This window comes from Prosthecobacter sp. Pr1, assembly GCF_057652315.1.
In genome coordinates this window covers 42,527-58,572 of sequence record NZ_JBYFBS010000019.1, presented here as the reverse complement: position 1 = coordinate 58,572, position 16,046 = coordinate 42,527, and the positions used below count along the sequence as shown (strand labels likewise).

The 16,046-nt window shown below is 59.6% G+C and carries 14 protein-coding genes; 7 read left to right on the top strand and 7 right to left on the bottom strand.

From position 1 onward, the window contains the following. Positions 1–206: 206 nt before the first annotated feature. Entirely contained in the window at positions 207–2,780 is a 2,574-nt protein-coding gene (locus tag AC24GY_RS23910; protein WP_487688063.1) for a right-handed parallel beta-helix repeat-containing protein, read from the bottom strand. Between the two features lie 167 nt (positions 2,781–2,947). Between AC24GY_RS23910 and ileS the strand changes: the two genes are divergently transcribed. From ileS to AC24GY_RS23895, 3 genes are read left to right on the top strand one after another with little or no spacing between them, the layout of a single operon-like run. Continuing rightward, the gene (ileS, locus tag AC24GY_RS23905) at positions 2,948–5,785 is read left to right on the top strand and encodes an isoleucine--tRNA ligase (RefSeq protein ID WP_487688060.1); all 2,838 of its coding nucleotides are present in this window, start codon (positions 2,948–2,950) and stop codon (positions 5,783–5,785) included. A gap of 22 nt (positions 5,786–5,807) precedes the next feature. After that, the gene (locus tag AC24GY_RS23900) at positions 5,808–6,659 is read left to right on the top strand and encodes an FRG domain-containing protein (RefSeq protein WP_487688058.1); all 852 of its coding nucleotides are present in this window, start codon (positions 5,808–5,810) and stop codon (positions 6,657–6,659) included. Between the two features lie 52 nt (positions 6,660–6,711). Continuing rightward, entirely contained in the window at positions 6,712–6,906 is a 195-nt protein-coding gene (locus AC24GY_RS23895; RefSeq protein WP_487688055.1) for a hypothetical protein, read from the top strand. 229 nt (positions 6,907–7,135) lie between these two features. Here the strand turns inward: AC24GY_RS23895 and AC24GY_RS23890 are convergent, their stop codons facing one another. Beyond that, positions 7,136–7,936 carry a GxxExxY protein gene (locus AC24GY_RS23890; RefSeq protein WP_422316947.1) on the bottom strand — a complete coding sequence of 267 codons (801 nt, stop codon included), beginning with the start codon at positions 7,934–7,936 and terminating at the stop codon, positions 7,136–7,138. A 286-nt stretch (positions 7,937–8,222) separates the two neighbouring features. Between AC24GY_RS23890 and AC24GY_RS23885 the strand changes: the two genes are divergently transcribed. Both AC24GY_RS23885 and AC24GY_RS23880 read left to right on the top strand, forming a co-directional pair. Next, a complete protein-coding gene (locus tag AC24GY_RS23885) occupies positions 8,223–9,281 on the top strand; it encodes an ROK family protein (RefSeq protein ID WP_487688052.1) in 1,059 nt (352 codons plus the stop codon). An 8-nt stretch (positions 9,282–9,289) separates the two neighbouring features. Beyond that, positions 9,290–9,751 carry a CYTH domain-containing protein gene (locus tag AC24GY_RS23880; RefSeq protein WP_487688049.1) on the top strand — a complete coding sequence of 154 codons (462 nt, stop codon included), beginning with the start codon at positions 9,290–9,292 and terminating at the stop codon, positions 9,749–9,751. Positions 9,752–9,956: 205 nt separating this feature from the next. Here AC24GY_RS23880 and AC24GY_RS23875 read toward each other — a convergent pair whose 3' ends face one another. Together AC24GY_RS23875 and AC24GY_RS23870 are read right to left on the bottom strand one after the other, a co-directional pair. Further along, positions 9,957–10,631, bottom strand: coding sequence for an REP-associated tyrosine transposase (locus AC24GY_RS23875; RefSeq protein WP_487688046.1), 675 nt, complete (start codon positions 10,629–10,631; stop codon positions 9,957–9,959). A 182-nt stretch (positions 10,632–10,813) separates the two neighbouring features. After that, the gene (locus AC24GY_RS23870; protein ID WP_487688044.1) at positions 10,814–11,689 is read right to left on the bottom strand and encodes an ADP-ribosylglycohydrolase family protein; all 876 of its coding nucleotides are present in this window, start codon (positions 11,687–11,689) and stop codon (positions 10,814–10,816) included. Between the two features lie 207 nt (positions 11,690–11,896). Here AC24GY_RS23870 and AC24GY_RS23865 point away from each other — a divergent pair, with 207 nt between their 5' ends. Beyond that, the gene (locus AC24GY_RS23865) at positions 11,897–12,640 is read left to right on the top strand and encodes a dienelactone hydrolase family protein (protein ID WP_487688042.1); all 744 of its coding nucleotides are present in this window, start codon (positions 11,897–11,899) and stop codon (positions 12,638–12,640) included. Between the two features lie 6 nt (positions 12,641–12,646). On the opposite strand, the gene AC24GY_RS23860 is transcribed toward AC24GY_RS23865, so the two are convergent. After that, entirely contained in the window at positions 12,647–13,006 is a 360-nt protein-coding gene (locus AC24GY_RS23860) for a hypothetical protein (RefSeq protein WP_487688040.1), read from the bottom strand. 44 nt (positions 13,007–13,050) lie between these two features. Then, on the bottom strand, positions 13,051–14,787 hold the full coding sequence (locus AC24GY_RS23855) for an ABC transporter ATP-binding protein (RefSeq protein ID WP_487688038.1): 1,737 nt from the start codon (positions 14,785–14,787) through the stop codon (positions 13,051–13,053). Positions 14,788–14,857: 70 nt separating this feature from the next. On the opposite strand from AC24GY_RS23855, the gene AC24GY_RS23850 reads away from it, so the two are divergent. Continuing rightward, complete coding sequence (locus tag AC24GY_RS23850) at positions 14,858–15,625, top strand: RDD family protein (RefSeq protein ID WP_487688035.1); 768 nt, start codon at positions 14,858–14,860, stop codon at positions 15,623–15,625. On the opposite strand, the gene AC24GY_RS23845 is transcribed toward AC24GY_RS23850, so the two are convergent. Continuing rightward, a complete protein-coding gene (locus AC24GY_RS23845; RefSeq protein WP_422314865.1) occupies positions 15,626–15,976 on the bottom strand; it encodes a hypothetical protein in 351 nt (116 codons plus the stop codon). It abuts the gene before it with no gap. Positions 15,977–16,046 lie beyond the last annotated feature (70 nt).

Here is a 16,046-nt window from a genome sequence, read left to right as displayed (position 1 = left end):
AAGATACGCGACAGCGTCTTGGAGTGCGGTGACAGAGATGCGCGGCGCAAGCCTGCATCGACGGCACCGCTTTCGCGAGGTGTAGAATGCTCACTAGTCATTCTGTATTGTCCGGCCAGCGAAAGCGGCGTCGCGCCGAGGCTTGCCGCACGCACTCCAAGACGCTGTCGCGCTCGCGGTGGCACTATTGGTGAGTCGATTCCAATTTACTTCTTCCTCACCCCAATCTCCTCCACCGGGATCGCTTTGAAGCCCAGCTTGAAGGCGGGGGATTCAGGCTTGAGGCGGAAGTCGTCGTTCTTCCAGTCGATGAACAACGGATCGGCAACCATGCTGTGCTTGTCCCATCCGGCGTTTTGCCAGGCGGCCCATTCGTCGAGGGGTTCGGCTTCGGTAATGCGGAAGTCGTCGAAGAAGACCTGGCCTTTGGGCTCGTGGCAATCCACGCGCAGCCAGAAGGCGGTCATCCAAGGTTTCCAGCCGGCTTCGTTTTCGCGGAGCATGCGGCCGGTGGCTTCGACTTCCTTCCACTCGCTGGTGGCGGTGATGCTGGTGCTGCCTGCCTGCCAGTAGCCTTCGCCGTTTTTGAAGGAGGCAAAGGCGAGGCTGATCTTGGCGGTGGGTTCGCTGGATTTGACGCGCAGCTTCACGCGATACGCGGCACCGGGCTTGATCGGCACATCGGGGCTGTGGAAGACGCTCTTGGGGTTTTTGGGATCGGTGCCAAGCGCGCAGTCCACACGCAGGGCACCATCGGCGACGACGAGTTGCACATCTTTGTTGGGGCGGTGGTTGAAGCCCCAGCCCGGAGGTGTTTTGCCGGGTGCGACAGTGTCGAAGTTCTCGGTGACGAGTGGTGCGCCTTTGTCCGGGCCGACTTGATTGATGCCGGTGACGATGGGGTGGCCGCTGTTCCAGGCGATGTTGTAGTCGATGGTGTTCCACTTCGGCGTGGCGTTGCGAATGTCGCCGTATTTCACGCCGGGGGTGTCACCAAACATGATGTTATGCTGGAAGCTGTTGCCGCTCATCATGATGCCGTCGTCGCGGATGGCGTCCTTGGGGTGCAGGTCCATGTGGCGCATGTTTTTCCATGCGGGCAGGCCGGCCACGGATTCGTAGCCTTTGATCATCGTTTCGATGTGACTGGTGTAGAAGCGCTGATCCTTGGTCCAGCCATGGAGGTCGAACTGAAACTTGCCGCCGAGAGCAAGAATGTTGTTCTCCACAATGCAGTCGCGCGAGTTGTGCATGTGGATGGGCGTGTGGGCCACGCGATAGACAATGTTGCCGATGATGTCGAGGCCGCCGCTGTTGTCGTCCGGGTAGAGGCCAAAGGTGAACCATGGGTGCTTGAGGCCGCCGGATTCCTGGCCGCAGCCGATGACGTCGTGGATCAAATTGTAGCGCCATTTGCTGCCGCGGCTGCTGATCCAGTCGCGCCCGCCGGTATAAATGGCGCCGCCGTCCTGGGTTTCGAGGCAGAGGTGGTGCAGGTGGTTGTATTCCACGATGAGGTTGTTCCCGCTCATCTGCACGCCCATGCGCGGGCCGTCGTGGATGTGGTTGTGCGCGGCGGTGTTGTCCACGCCATACATGCTGATGCCGCAGGCGTTCTTGTTGAAGACGCCCATGTGGTGGATGTGATTGTCCTCCGCAATGTGGCCGGGGCCGGTGAGTGTTTTGCGGTCTCCGCCGCTGAGGCTGATGCCGTTGCTGCCGGTGTAACTGATTTCGTTATGGGAGAGGCGCACGTTCTTGCCATCGCTCACGCCAATGCCGCTGCCATTGAAGGCACCGACCTGGGTGATGACACAGTGTTCCACGAGGCAGTCTTCCGCACGCTCAAAGGTGATGGCGGAGCCATGGCAGCCGGTGAGTGTGAGGCCGCGAATGACGACGTTTTTCGCGCCCGCCTTCACTTTAAAAAAGCTGTCGAGAGTGGGGATGCGGACTTCTGGAGTGATGCGGGCACTCTTGCCCGCAGGATCGGAAGTGCGGGCAGGAGTGCCCACATCACTTTCCTGAGGCCAGAAGTAGAGCGTGCCGGTGTGCTTGGCGTAAAACCACTCTCCGGGTGCGTCGAGTTCTTCGAGGGCGTTTTGAAAATGGTAGCGGTTGTACGGATGCAGATCGTAGCCGCAGTCCTTTTTCAGCGTGAGTTTGCGTGTCTGCGGATCGAGCGAGGTCACGGGCTCGACAAAATTCCACCAGCCGTACTGCGCGAAGATGTCGAGCTCCACGTCCTCAGGGTGCGCCCACGTGCGCACATCCTCGGGTTTCACGTAGAGCGTGCGTTTCCACAGGTGGCCTTCGGGAGCACCTGCGGGCGGGAATTCGGCCACGAAGGCCCAGCCGCCGTAGAGCGGATCTTTGGCATCGAAGTTCGGGTAGCGCGCCAGGATCTGCCGCTCGCCATTGCTGAGGAGTTGTTTGGGGATGAACCCCTTCGGCAGCAGCTTCGAGACATCCGCCTTAACGATCTTGCCCTCGTGCGGCTCCCAGCCGGTTACGAGGGGTGCGCCGATGAGGGCGCTCTTCGTGCCTGTAATGGTCAGGTTCGAATCCTGCGCTTCGAGCTGGATCGGCTGCGTCAGTTCCGTGACGCCTTCCGGCAGAAGAATGGTCGCGGGGGAGCTGTCGCCGCCTTTCCGTGCGGCGCGGACTTGTTCGAGCGCCTGAGGCAGCGTGAGGGCAGGGGAGACCTTGACCTCCAGGGCATGAGCGGTGGAAAGCAGGGACGCAGTGAACGCGAGGAGCAGAGAACGGGTCGGGAACATGGTTGCGGAGCGATACGCCATGCTGCCGGGAGGGCAAATGGCTGTTGTGGGCGGGAATTGGCGCGGGGAGGCAGATTTGGGGCGAACGAGGCAGGATCAAGGACGAAGCCCTCCGTCCTTGCCACGCGCCCCCATCTCGCTAGGCTTCGCGCTCCTTTTCCCGAACCATGAGCGCCCCTGACACTGCCAAGAACTACAAAGACACCGTCCTGCTGCCGAAGACCGACTTTCCCATGAAGGCCGATCTCGTCGCACGGGAGCCGCAGCGCCTGGCGAAATGGCAGGAGGGGAAGCTCTACCAGCGCATCGTGGCGCAGTCCAAAGGCAAGCCCACCTTCATCCTGCATGACGGCCCGCCGTTTGCGAATGGCGACGTGCACATGGGCACTGCGCTGAACAAGATCCTCAAGGACCTCATCGTGAAGTCGAAGACCATGGCGGGCTTTCACACGCCCTTCGTGCCCGGCTGGGACTGCCACGGGCTGCCCATCGAGTTCAAAGTCGTCAAATCCGCCGCCGGTCTCACCCCGGTGGAGGTGCGCCAGCGCTCCGAGGCGGAGGCACGCAAGTACATCGACATCCAGCGCAACAGCTTCAAGCGCCTCGGCGTTTTCGGCGACTGGGAGAACCCCTACCTCACGCTGGACCCCGGCTACGAGTCCGGCATCCTGCGCACCTTTGGCAAAGCCGTGGAGCAGAAGCTCGTCTATCGCATGAAGCGCCCCGTGCTGTGGAGCTACGGTGCGCAGACCGCACTGGCGGAGGCTGAGGTGGAGTACAAGGAGAAAACCTCCCCTGCGGTGTACGTGAAGTTTGCGCTGGTGAATCCACCGCCCGGCTGCGATGGCGCATCCCTTGTCATCTGGACCACTACGCCGTGGACGCTGCCTGCCAACCTCGCCATCGCGCTGCATCCCACGTTTGACTACGTCAGCGGCACCTTCACGCATGAAAGCGGCCGTGTGGAGAAACTCGTCATCGCCAAGTCTCGCGTCGAAGCCTTCGGAGCCGTCACCGGCTTCAAGCTGAACACCGAGCACGCCAACGAAGAACTCAAGGGCACCGCGCTCAATGGCTGCGAGGCGCAGCATCCTTTCCTGCCGCGCACCTCGAAGGTCATCAACACCCTCTTCGTCACGGATGACACCGGGACCGGCGCAGTGCACATCGCCCCAGGTCATGGCGCGGACGACTACCAGGCCGGCCGCGAGCATGGTCTGGAAATCCTTTCGCCCGTCGATGCCGATGGCAAATACACCGCTGAGTGCGGACTGCCCGAGTTCGTGGGCAAGCATGTCTTCCAGAGCAATGACGGCATCATTGCCCTGCTTGAAGAGAAAGGCGCGATCCTCGGTAACGAGAAGTACGTGCACCAGTACCCGCACTGCTGGCGCTCCAAGACACCGATCATCTTCCGTGCGGTGGAGCAGTTCTTCATCAAGATCGACGATATCCGCGCCAAGGCTCTCTACGAGATCGACACCGTCCACTGGATGCCCGCCTGGGGGCGCAACCGCATCTACGGCACGGTGGAGAGCCGTCCGGACTGGTGCATCAGCCGCCAGCGCACCTGGGGTGTGCCGCTTCCGGTGTTCTACACTGCCAGTGGCGAGATCATCATGGACCCCGAGGTCATCGCCAAGGTGGCCGTGGTCATCGAGCTGCACGGCAGCAATCTCTGGTTTGAAAAAGATGACGCCTGGTGGGCTGAGGAAGTCGGCCTGCCTGCGGGCACGAAGCGTGGCAATGACACGCTCGACGTCTGGATCGATTCCGGCTGCTCGCACGTCAGCGTGCTGGACCGCCATCCCGAGCTCCACGCTCCGGCGGATCTCTACATTGAGGCCACGGACCAGCATCGCGGCTGGTTCCAGAGCAGCCTCATGATGAGCATCATCGCCCGTGGGCACGCGCCGTACAAGGCCGTCATCACCCACGGCTTCGTGGTGGACACCAGCGGCAAGAAGATCAGCAAGAGCGATCAGGGCGCGGGCAAGAGCTCCAAGCCCATGACCGCCGACCACTACTACAACACCTACGGCGCCGACATGGTGCGCCTCTGGGTGGCCAGCGTGGACTATCAAAACGAAGTGCCGTTTTCTGAAGACCTCTTCAAGCAGAACAGCGAAAACTACCGCCGCATCCGCAACACCCTGCGCGTGCTGCTCGGCAACCTCAGCGGAGAAGCAACGCAAGGTTCCCGCCTGCCAGATGTGGACGTCGAGCAGGCGTCTCGCTTGCCCGATGAAGACGTGCCGCAGGGCTCCCAAGCGCCGCGTGCAACCGCTGCGGTCGCCCCCCAGTACACCCTCGTGGACCGCTGGATCCTCGAGCGTCTGCACGCCATCACCAAGGAGTGCGTGGACGCCTACGCGCACTACGACTTCCGCAAGGTCTTCAGTGTCATCAACAGCTTCATCACCGGCGACCTCAGCTCCCTCTACATCGACATCACCAAGGACCGGATGTACTGCGATGCTGCCACCAGCCCGCGCCGCCTCGCCACGCAGGCCGCCATCCGCGAGATCACGGAGACCCTCTGCCGCCTCCTCGCCCCCATGCTCGCCTTCACGGCGGACGAAGCCTGGGAGCACCTCGGCTACACCGACAGCGTCCACCTGCAGTCCTTCCCGCAGCCGAATCCCGCCTTCCCCGGCAGCGATGCCACCCTCGCTGTGAATGAACTGCTCAAGGTCCGTGGCGTCATCCAGCAGGCCATCGAAAAAGCCCGCCAGGAAAAGAAGATCGGCTCCAACCTCGAAGCCACCGTCGCCCTCACCCTCCCCGCCGAAGGCTTCGACCATCCAGTCTTCAACGAGCCCGCCACCCTCCACGAATTCCTCATCCTCAGCGACCTCAAGATCACCCGCGGCGGCGACCTCTCCGCCGTCGTGCAGGAGTCCACCCACTGCAAATGCGACCGCTGCTGGAAGTATCTGCCGGATGTGGGAGCGAACGCCGAGCACCCGACGCTATGCGGCCGGTGTGTGGAGGCGGTGGGGTGACAATATCACCAGTTTTGAACTCATGAAAGACGATGCTTTCGAGGTGATTTCAATCACCGATTGGATGCAGGTTTATGACCTGCCGGAAGTAAAGCATGGCTCATCAGTGTTCCGAGGCCAGCCTGATGATAAATGGGGACTGAAGACATCGCTCGAAAGAGAGTTTGAACGATTGGAAATTCAGAAGGACTACTTCTTGCAGAAAGAACGAGCAATGCTGGTCGAATTTCGACGCCGCGCTCATCTTTACACGCGAGATCTACCAAACCATGATGATGTTGTTGGCTGGCTTGCTCTGATGCAGCATCACGGCGCACCAACGCGCCTTTTGGATTTTTCGTATTCCTTTTTTGTGGCATGCTATTTTGCCTTTTCAACGAGCTTTGAGAATTCAGCCATATGGTCAATTGATGACTTATGGCTGCGCACTTGTATTGATGCGAATGAGTTTCTAAGGGAGGACAGTCTTAGTAAACAGATCCAAGTTGCTAATGAGCAACTAAATCTATATCACGAAGAATATAGAGGTGGTGGAAGACCTGTTAAAATACACAACGCTATCTTGATGATTGAGCCTACGCGGCAAATTCAACGGCTTGCGGTCCAGCAAGGACTGTTTCTTATGCCACATAATCTTCATGAGGATTTCATAACAAACCTCGTTGATATGGCGCTCAATGAAGCGGCAGAAAACGGGCCTGGATCAGCGTGGTTGTCGGATACGAAAAAGCATATAAAAAAAGTCACCTTCACCAAGGAGGTTAGCCGAGTTGGACTACGCGAACTTCGGAAGATGAACATCACCGCCGAAAGCCTATTTCCGGGGATTGATGGGTTTGCTCAGTCGCTGAGGCAGACTGTGCTCCCTGGATGATCAACTAACTCAGCCCCTTGCCCATTCAGCCGATTTGAACTAACCTCATGCCATGAGCACGATTGATCTTGCCATCCAACGCGTTGCGGGACTCGACGAGCAGCTTGCTTCCAAGTTGCTGGCTTGGCTCGACAGCCAGCAGGCGCTCAAAACCGCGGCACCTCAAGTGCGCCCACTCGGTGCGCGGGCGATGATTGGCTTTGCGGTGCAAGGTGGACGCGCGCCCGCACCACGGCAGACTGGATGAAGGAACTGCGTGAGGGAGCCAAGGATTGATATGCCTTGGGTCATCGACAGGTAGAGGACTGAAAATTCAGACCTCTGTGTTCATCGTGTCTCTGTGGTGAAAGTCTTTGGCGCGAGGCGACAGAGGTGCCAGATTTCACCACAGAGGCACGATGGCTGCAGAGTTTTCCATTCAGGATCAAATTCAGGCCTCTGTGTATATCGTTTTGTGGTTTTGAGCAGGCGTTCAGTCAAAGAACGACACGCTTCATGCCTCCCAGCATGCTGGTCGAGTTGAAATTCAAAATGAGTCCCTGTCTCCAACCGCCTTGCCGAAGTCGTGCGAGAGCGGTGGAAACATGAAGCGCGGTGATGCAGTCTGCACTCATAGGGAACACCGGCACTTCGTTTTCGATCACGAGTGGCACTTCAGCGTGCGCGCTCAGAGGTTTGCCATCGAAAAGGATCGGGAGCCGTTTTTCCTTCTCAAAAGTGAGCTTGCGCAGACTCAACTCATGACACAGGCAGGCAAGGTAGGAACTGGCCAGCATGCCTGGGCCGATGTGGCGATGAACTTCAACGGCTGCGAGGACGATGGCTGCAGAGACAGGGTCGAAGGCCTTGACGGAATCAACCTCGGCTGAAGTTGCGTTTGGAGGTGTCCAGACTCGGGTTTCGGCACTGCGGTGAATGCCATGCTTGAGCACGGGCACGTTGAAATTAATCAGCAAACCCAGAGGGAAGCGCCCCACACGCTGATAGGTCAGCAGTTGGGCTTCATGCACACTCAGAGTCTCGACGACTGCTTTGAGTTCCAGCGGTACACGCTCCTCTGCCAGGAGGTCGAGCCGATAGCCGCAATCGAGACGCACGTCCTTATAGATCAGTGGCATTGGAACCTGGCGTTTGTTCATGATACCAAGTTGGGTGAGCTTGAGATTCAATGCTTCTTCATAAGCGGCCTCATCAAGATCAGGGCCGAGCTGGCGATGGACATCGATTGCCGCTCCGATGATGGCCCCGGTGAGTTGGTTGTCTGCACTGATGTTCATGGGGGCGATTTTTAAACCACAGAGACACGGCAGCCACAGAGAATTCCATTCAGTATCACAAATTCATACCTCTGTGTTCATCGTGCCTCTGCAGTAATAGTCTTCGGTGCGAGGGCAAATGAATCAGAGTTAACCACAGAGGCACGATGAGCACAGAGCTTTCAATCAGGACTGAGGTGGGACTTTTCGGGTGTTGATTGGCCCTTTGCCTGCCGAGTAAGCATGCCCATCGCGGCGCATTCTTCTCGACCACCGCCCATTCGCTCTCCAAGTTCGCGGCCCCGATATGCCATCAGCCACTCGCGACATCTTTCTCGGCACCGATTCCGGAGCCACCACTTCCAAGACCGGCGGCGTCTTCGCCAACGGTGAACCCGTCTCCCTTCAGCTTCGCCAGAGCTCAACCAATTCCCAAAACGGCACCGCCGCCGTCGTGGCCGGCTGGGTCGAAGGCGCAGAGGGTTTCCTCAAGGACAACGGCCTCACTTGGGACCGTGTGGCTGCTGCAGGACTCGCACTGCCGGGCCCTTACCAGAGGTATGGCGTCCTCGAAAAATCCTCCAATCTGCCAGACAGCTTCATCGGTTGGAATTTTCATGCCGACTACTCCGCAGCCATCGCCAAGGCCGCAGGCCGTGAGATCCCTCTCTACGTGGGGAACGATGGCGATTTCGGTGGTGTGGGTGAGGCCGCCCGCGTGCGTGGCGCGACCAAAGCCACCGTGCTCCTGCTGGCTCCCGGCTCAGGCCTGGGCGCTGCTTACATCGATACCAATGGTCTGCCCCTGAGCGGCGATCACCTCGCAGGCATGGAGGGCGGGCACATGCCCATCCCACGCCACCTCCTTGGCCATGGCCTGGATGAAGTGCCCGCGTTTCGCTGCGGCTGCGGTCGCGACTGGGGTTGCATCGAGGCCTACTCCACCATCTCCGGACTGACGCAGTTCCTGGAGTTCTTCCTGCCGAAATATCCGGATCACGAACTCGCTCTGAGCAACGACACACTGAGGAGCAAAGGCTTCTCCCTGCGCGGCCGTGCGCAGAATGGTGACCCCCTTGCGCTCGAAATCTTCGACATCCAGGCGCGTGCCCTCGGCATCCACGTCGCGAATTTGTCGATGGCCCTGGATCCCGGCATCATCGTCATCGGCGGTGGTTTGGTGGACCCTGAAAGCACGACGCCTGAGTTCCGCGAACGCTACCTCGGCGGCATCCGCGCCGCAGCGCTGCCTTACCTTTTCCCGAAACAGCGCGATGAACTCCAGCTGGTGCCAGCGACACTAGGTGAGCTTTCTCAATCCATCGGTGCCGCACTCGTGGCGCTGTATTCCTCCTCCAAGGGTTGAGTCTCCCCATGGGCACCGAGATCGAGCGCAAATACCTCCTCAAGCCCGGCCAGTGGCAGCCCACCGGTCCGGGCCGCCGCATGGCGCAGGGTTATTTGTCACGTGATCCCGACCGCACCGTACGCGTGCGCCTTGTCGGAGATGACGCCTTCATGACGGTGAAGAGCCGCCGCACGGGCATCACGCGCACGGAGATCGAATTTCCCATCACGCTGGAGCACGCGCGGGATCTTCTTCTGCTCTGCCATCAGCCTTTGATCGACAAAACGCGGCATCATGTCGTGCATGAAGGCATGCTGTGGGAGGTGGACATCTTCCACGGGGCAAATGAGGGCCTCGTGGTGGCGGAGATCGAACTGCCTGCGGAAGACACGCCGTTTGCGCTGCCCGATTGGGTTGGCGAGGAAGTGAGCCACGACATGCGCTACACGAACTCGAACCTCTGCGCGGTGCCGTTCAGCGAGTGGTAGCGGAGCGCGGACTTTAGTCCGCAGCACTCCGCTAGCATCCATACCTCCGCTTTAGCTTCAGTCTCGTGCGCCGCAGTACTCATGAGTGTGCTGCCCGCGTTGAACGCCGCAAGCGAGTGGATTTTCGGTGTGGAGGGAACTGGTGTGTGGATAAGAATTGGGGCTGTGGCGGAGTGCTGCGGACTGAAGTCCGCGCTCCGGGGAATTATTCTTCTTTGCGAATGTATGTCCATGGCCAGTCTTTCCAATCGGAGGCGAGGCCGGCTTTGACTGGGTTGTTGCGAATGTATCGAATGGTCCGCTCCTGATGGTCGGGATCGCGCATAAAAGTGTCCCAGTAGTCGCTCTGCCAGAATGGCGTCTGAAGACCCAGCAGTAGATTGGCCGCACGCGCAGTCGCACCTTTCCATTGTTGCAGGATCTTTTTCATGGGCGTCTCACTCACTTCAAACAGCACGTGCACATGCTTCGGCATGATCGTCCAAGCGTGGAGTCGGTAGTGCGTGCCGTCGAACTTTCGCAAAGCCTCCGCCACAAGCTCCGCAAGCCGTTCTTCTCGCAGGTAGCACTCGCCGTGGCCGAGATCGAGCCACGCTTCGAGTCGAATGCGGCGCTCGCGGGCATCTTCGATGTTCAGCAGCTTCTCCCACTCTTCCTGCATTTCTGATGGGAAGGTGTCAGCTAAACGGAAGGTCACGAACTGGGTGAGACCGGGCTCATCGCGATGCGGAATATAACCGCGCTCATTCCAACCTTGGAAGCCTTGGATTTTCTCGTCACGCGTTAGCTGCGGGAAGGTCTCACGCTGGCGCTCGACCACTCGTCGCAGTTTGGGCCGCTGCGGTGGACCGACTCGACGAGAATGAGGTGGTTCGCTCATGCAGCGAGAAAACGAAAATTGCCGCAGCATGCAAACAAAAAGGAGCGCGGCACTTTAGTCAGCAGCAGGTCGCTTGTGCTGGGAGGGTGTTTTCCACGATGAAGGTCGCAAGCACGGTGATGCTCGGCGCGAAGAGAACAGTGAATGTGTAAGAACTTGGCGTTTAGGCGGGGTGCTGCGGACTAAAGTCCGCGCTCCAGCAGGGGCTTGGCGAGCAAGCCTTCGCGCCAGGCTGCGGGAATGGCTTCGATGCCATGGGCCGCTCCAATGAGCATGCCGAGCGCAAGGGCACGGGCGCAGTTGTCGCCGCCGGCCATGGCATTTTCGATGGTGGCGGTCTCGAAGTTTTCGCCGTGATGGCGGATGAGCCAGAGCACGGCGGGCAGTGCCTGGGGAATGGGGCAGGCGCGACCGAGCTGGCCGATAGCGTCCCTGTCCGTGGCTGCCTCGGCGGCTTTCAAAGCCCATGCGGGTGCGGTGGCGGTGATGACGCTTTGCAGTTCGCCGCCCTGTAGCAGGCGATGCGTTGAGCGGGCGAGAAATTCGGCGCATTCGATCGTCTCGGGTGAGCGATGGGTGATCACCGTTTGCTCAATGGCAGCCGCGACGGCTTCGGACTCAGGCTTGTCAGCGAGGAAGGCCATGAGAGGCGCGATGCGCGCAGGTCCGGCGAGTTCATCGGACGGTGCGCCGCTCTTGGCTGCTGTGGCACCGGCTTGGAGATTGGCGAGGGTTCCTTTGGTGGCCTTGTCCACGTAGTCGTTGTAGGTCGGCCACATGGCCTGCCAGTCGGTGAGAAAGGCGGTGGCGTCCCAGCGGCGCTCGCGTTGAAGGAAAGTGAGCAGACGCAGGGCCTGATCTCCCGCATGCCCTTGGGCACCGGCCTGCTTGTGCGGGTGATAGGACTCCGCACCCGGGGCAAGGTAGCCAGTCACGCGGCCATGCTTTTTGAGGATCAGCGCGGGATCGTAAATCCAGTGAACGCCGAGAGAGATGGATTCAGCGATGAAGCTGCCCTGCAGCATGCCGGCAAGGCGGGAGGAGGAGTCGGGAGTCATGGAATAGGAAAGGAGTGTGAACTGATGGGAGCGTTACGCGCATGCGGCGTTGTGAGGGACTGAAAACTGCGAACTGAATCGAAGCGCAGCGAAGATAGACTGCCGCAGGCAGCCCGAAGGGTGAGTGAAACGAATCAAAATTGAAAACTGTGAATTGAGGTGCTTGCAGTCATCGGCATCGTGCCCGCTCATTCCACTCTTCTCTCCATGACTCTCCGCGAACCTGAAATCGTCGAACTCACCACGCCCACCGGTCCCATGCGTGCACTGGTGCTGCGCCCGGCGGGAGCGGGACGGTATCCGGGGCTGCTGTTTCACTCGGAGATCTTTCAAAACACCGGCCCCATCTGCCGCACGGCGGCGTTCCTCGCCGGGCATGGCTTCATCGTGGCGCTGCCAGAGATCTACCATGAGTATCTGCCTGCGGGAACGGTGCTGGCTTATGACCAAGCGGGCTCAGACGTGGGCAACAAGCTCAAGACTGAGAAACCCGTGGCGGCCTACGATGCAGACAATCGTGCGGTGCTCGATTACTTGAAATCTCATGCAGACTGCACCGGCAAGCTGGGGTCATTCGGCCCCTGTATCGGCGGGCATCTGACCTATCGCGCGGCGTTGCAGCCGGATGTCGCGGCTGCCACATGCTTTTACCCCACGGATCTGCACAAGCGCAGCCTCGGCGCAGGGATGAACGATGATTCGCTGGCTCGTGCGGCAGACATCAAAGGCGAAATGATGCTGGTGTTTGGCCGGCAGGACCCGCATGTGCCTGCCGAGGGGCGTGCCATGATCTACCAGACACTGACGGCTGCGGGTGTGAATTTCACCTGGCATGAATTCAATGCTGCCCATGCCTTCCTGCGTGATGAAGGCCTGCGCTACGATGCCGAAATCGCCCGTCAGGCGCTGGGCATGACGGTGGATTTCTTCCGCCGCTGCCTGTGCGAGTAGAAGGCGTTACTTGCAGGGAACGAGGTAGTCGTAGGGGCTGCTGCCGCTGACGCGATAGAGCACGTAGCCTGCCTTGGGGGCGGAGATTTGAATCCACGAAGCTTCCGGGTCCTGGGCATCTTTGGACACGACAGGAAGAACCTTGTTCTTGTCATCGGCCACTGCTTTGCCTGCGAGCGTGACCTTGGTTCCTTCCTCCAAGACCGCGAGGCGTTTGCCATCGGTGCCGGGCTTGCTGCGGATGACAAGGCCCACCGGGGCATTGACCTTGTGGCAGCGGGTCACGGGTTCATCCGCACTGGCCAAGCTTGCAGAGATGCAGAAAGCAAACATGAAGACGGCACGCAGCAGAAGGGAGAGGGACATGGGGGATTGTTGTCAGCGCTCGACCTGATAACTCAACACAAATCTCACTCCGCCGGCACTTCGGCAGCGATCAGAGAGGTGCGGCAGAGGCGGGCGTACATGCCCTCCTGGGCGATGAGTTCGTCATGTGTGCCTTGCTCGATGATGCGGCCGTGGTCGAGGACGTAGATGCGGTCCGCATTACGCACGGTGCTGAGGCGGTGGGCAATGACGAAGCTGGTGCGGTGCGCCATGAGGTGCTCCAGTGCTTCCTGAATCTGGCGCTCGGTTTCGGTGTCCACGCTGGCGGTGGCTTCATCGAGCAGGAGGATGGGCGGATTGCGCAGCAGGGCGCGGGCGATGCTGATGCGCTGCTTTTCACCCACGCTGAGCTTCACACCGCGCTCGCCCACATGGGTGTCGAGCAGATCAGGCAGACGCTTGACGAAGGCATCCGCATTGGCGCTTTGCAGGGCCTCCCAGAGCTGCTCATCGGTGGCATCACGCCGGCCGATAACGAGGTTCTCCCGCACGGTGCCGTTGAACAAAAAGCTCTCCTGCGTGACGTAGCCGATGTGGCGGCGCAGCCAGGCTTTGTTGAGTTCGTGAACAGGTGCACCGTCGATGGTGATGACGCCTTCATCGTACTCATAGAAGCGCGTGAGCAGATTGATGAGCGTGGATTTTCCAGCGCCCGTTGGGCCGACGAGGGCGATGGTCTGTCCGGGATGTGCATCGAGCGAGACGCCATGCACGGTGGGTGTTTTGCCCGCATAGCTGAAGCCGACGTTCTCATAGCGCACATGACCGGTGACGCCAGACAGTTCGCGGCCACCTGTGGTGTCGGCTTCCGGTTCGGCATCCAGGATGTCAAAGACGCGCTCTCCTGCAGCACGACCGGTTTGCAGAATCTGATTGAGCTGGTGCAGGCTCTCGATGGGATCGTAGAAAAACTTGAGCAGCAGCAGGAAGGCGGTGAGGTCGCCGGTTTGAATTCTGCCAGCCATGAGCTGGCGTGCGCCCACCCAGAGCACGATGACCATGCCGGTGCTGGTGAGGAAATTCATGCCCGGGCGGTAGATGGACCAGATGCGCATGACGTGGAGCGTGGCGGTGCGCAGAGCGCCGCTGGCGCGGTTGAAGCGTTCATGCTCCTCGCGCTCCATGGCGTAGGCTTTGATCTGGCGCATGCCGGAGACGTTGTCCTGAAGCAGGGAGTTCATGGCGCTGCTGGCCTTGCGCACCTTCCTGTGGCGGTTCTTGGAGGTGCGGGTGTAGAGCAGGGCACCGGCCATAAGAAAGGGCAGGGGGATGAGGGCATAAAGCGTCAGAGTAACGTCTGCCTGGAGCATGAAGCCACCCACGACGATGATCTGCAGCACGGAAATGAGCCCCTGCTCAAGGCCATCAATGAGCACACGCTCCACAGAGGGGATGTCCTCGGCGACGGTGGTCATGATGTCGCCTGAGGGGCGGTTGTCGAACCAACGGAGGGGCAAGGTTTGCAGGCGCTGGTAGATGTCGCTGCGGAGGTCGTAGATGACCTTCTGCTCAAAGGTGTTGTTGAGCTGGATGCGCAGGGAATTGAACAGATGCTGGGCAAAGTAGGCGGCCAGCGCCCAGCAGGCGAGCGGGCCGAGGCGATCCCACTGCTTGCCCGGCACGACGACGTCCATCACCTCGCGGGTGATGTGCGGAAAAACGATGACCATCAGGGTGCCGATGATGGCACAGGCGATCTGGGCGGAGCCGAGCCAGGGGTAACGACGAAGGTAGGAAAAGACGCGGGCGATGGTTTTCAATCGGGATGGGAGCTTGATGCGTGCGGGTTAGCAGCTATCTAGCATACGACATACAGCAACAGGCATATACATGAAATACCATCTGGCACGCGGCGAAGAACAGCTCGGCACCTTCAACGATCTGGATGTGAGCGCCGGACTGCGGGAGGGACGTTTCAAACCCACCGACCTTTGCTGGACGGAAGGCATGAAGGACTGGGAGACTTTGAAGGATCATTTGCAGGAGCTAAATCCCGAGGTAGCTGCGCCGTCCATCTCCGAGCAGCCCTCCATCACAGCTCTGCGCGCCGAAGTCAGGCAGGATCAGGTCATTCGCCTTGAGATGGCGTCATTGGGCCAGAGGTTTGCCGCCAGGCTCATCGATTTCGCCCTGATCATCGTGCCGCTGTGGGTCGTTCTCACCATGGTTTTTGATCAGGCGTTTGTGGAGGAAACCCAGAAACTGCAGAACGATCCGACGGCCATGGTGAACGCCATGCAGAAGCGGGCGGAAAAGCTCCAGGCATCGGGGGGCATGAAACTGCCGCTCGCGAGTTTGGTTTTTGACATGGCCTTGATCGTGAATGTGGTGTTGCTCACCCTGCGTGGTCAGACGATTGGCAAGCTTTGCCTGGGCATTCAGGTGGTGCGGTTTCCTGAAGGGACGCGGGCCGGTTTTATCAAGGCCTTGCTGCTGCGCTCCGTCCTCTTCTTCATCCTTGTCTTTACCGGCCTCATTTACTTTGGAGGGCTGGGGCTGGCCCTGCTGATGGCTGACTCCCTCATGATCTTCCGCAAAGACCGCCGCTGCCTGCACGATCTGGTGGCAGACACTCTGGTGACCAAACGGAAAGCGTGATCACATGGGGCCGCCCGGTTTGCCGCTGTTCTGATACTTGTTGATCTCCTGCATGCTTTCACGCTGTTCAGGAGTGAGATCACGCATCTTATCGCGATAGCGGTCGGTCACACCGAGGACAAAGCACGAGACATCGATCACTAGAATGACCATGGCAATCACGATGCCATAGCGCTTCAAGGCTTCGTCGATGACTTTGTTCTTGTTGACGGAGAAGGTCTCCGATTTGGAGAACATGGACTGAAACAGCCGCCGCCAGCCTCGTGGTTCCCGCGCAATGCTGAACGACCAGATAAAAAGGGCGGTCAGTATGACGCAGGCGATTTGGTAGGGGATGGGAATATCACGCATGACTTTATCGCCGAAGGACGGCAGGCTTCACAGGGGCGCAATTTATAGGTTGCCCATGTAATGTGTGCAA

Coding starts and splice junctions, on each gene's coding strand:
- AC24GY_RS23910 (WP_487688063.1), bottom strand. CDS start 2,780: ATGTTCCCGACCCGTTCTCTGCTCCTCGCGTTCACTGCGTCCCTGCTT.
- ileS (WP_487688060.1), top strand. CDS start 2,948: ATGAGCGCCCCTGACACTGCCAAGAACTACAAAGACACCGTCCTGCTG.
- AC24GY_RS23900 (WP_487688058.1), top strand. CDS start 5,808: ATGAAAGACGATGCTTTCGAGGTGATTTCAATCACCGATTGGATGCAG.
- AC24GY_RS23895 (WP_487688055.1), top strand. CDS start 6,712: ATGAGCACGATTGATCTTGCCATCCAACGCGTTGCGGGACTCGACGAG.
- AC24GY_RS23890 (WP_422316947.1), bottom strand. CDS start 7,936: ATGAACATCAGTGCAGACAACCAACTCACCGGGGCCATCATCGGAGCG.
- AC24GY_RS23885 (WP_487688052.1), top strand. CDS start 8,223: ATGCCATCAGCCACTCGCGACATCTTTCTCGGCACCGATTCCGGAGCC.
- AC24GY_RS23880 (WP_487688049.1), top strand. CDS start 9,290: ATGGGCACCGAGATCGAGCGCAAATACCTCCTCAAGCCCGGCCAGTGG.
- AC24GY_RS23875 (WP_487688046.1), bottom strand. CDS start 10,631: ATGAGCGAACCACCTCATTCTCGTCGAGTCGGTCCACCGCAGCGGCCC.
- AC24GY_RS23870 (WP_487688044.1), bottom strand. CDS start 11,689: ATGACTCCCGACTCCTCCTCCCGCCTTGCCGGCATGCTGCAGGGCAGC.
- AC24GY_RS23865 (WP_487688042.1), top strand. CDS start 11,897: ATGACTCTCCGCGAACCTGAAATCGTCGAACTCACCACGCCCACCGGT.
- AC24GY_RS23860 (WP_487688040.1), bottom strand. CDS start 13,006: ATGTCCCTCTCCCTTCTGCTGCGTGCCGTCTTCATGTTTGCTTTCTGC.
- AC24GY_RS23850 (WP_487688035.1), top strand. CDS start 14,858: ATGAAATACCATCTGGCACGCGGCGAAGAACAGCTCGGCACCTTCAAC.
- AC24GY_RS23845 (WP_422314865.1), bottom strand. CDS start 15,976: ATGCGTGATATTCCCATCCCCTACCAAATCGCCTGCGTCATACTGACC.